Origin of the sequence: Pseudoalteromonas luteoviolacea H33-S (assembly GCF_001625695.1) — a bacterium.
Taxonomy (GTDB): domain Bacteria; phylum Pseudomonadota; class Gammaproteobacteria; order Enterobacterales; family Alteromonadaceae; genus Pseudoalteromonas; species Pseudoalteromonas luteoviolacea_B.
Map to the genome: position 1 here is coordinate 1 of NZ_AUXY01000117.1, position 669 is coordinate 669.

At 32.6% G+C, this 669-nt stretch carries 1 protein-coding gene; it reads left to right on the forward strand.

Annotated features, from left to right (window positions below):
* Positions 1-347: 347 nt before the first annotated feature.
* Positions 348-669, forward strand: a 322-nt coding sequence (locus N477_RS22365; RefSeq protein WP_155732001.1) for a hypothetical protein, incomplete at its 3' end; no start/stop codon positions are given.

The following is a 669-nucleotide window of genomic DNA, read 5'->3' on the forward strand; positions in this document are numbered from 1 at the left end:
TATTTGATCAACAAGGCCCATGCACAGTACTTATTACCTGAAATCAGGTATATTTTTCACACCCCCACCCTGTTAACTTGGCACTTGTTTTGTGCCCTAAATTTAAAGATTTCAATGAGTAAAATGAACAATTTATTATAAATAATGATAAACACAATATCTTTATACAGTAAATACTTTATTTTTTAATCTCAAATCAATATTAAAATTAAAATTAAACTTACCATTAATTTATCGTACTTTTGGAGGCTAACAAAAAACCTAGATCATTCTTTTTTATTGTTAAAATAAGCCCCGAGATTTTAAAATATTAATAATATTGGAAACCACAGTAGTAGGAGAAAAGGATGAAGTTAAATAATCGTGCATCGTTGTTATTAGTCACGTTGCTTGGCGGTGCAGGTTGTAGTAGTGATTCTTCAAAAGACAATCAAATAGAAGAAGCTCCTGTTGAGCAGACTGATGTTGAGCTTAATGATGTTGAGCTTACTGAAATTGTGCTGGAGGATCAGTCTCTTACACTTGAGGAAGATTCTGAACTAAAGATTGATTTAACCAGTGAGTTACCATCGGGTGAAACGGAAGAAGTTACTTTCCAAATCACATCAAACGCTCAATCAGGAACGATTGAAGGTAGTTACCCGAATATTACATATATAGCGAATGAAA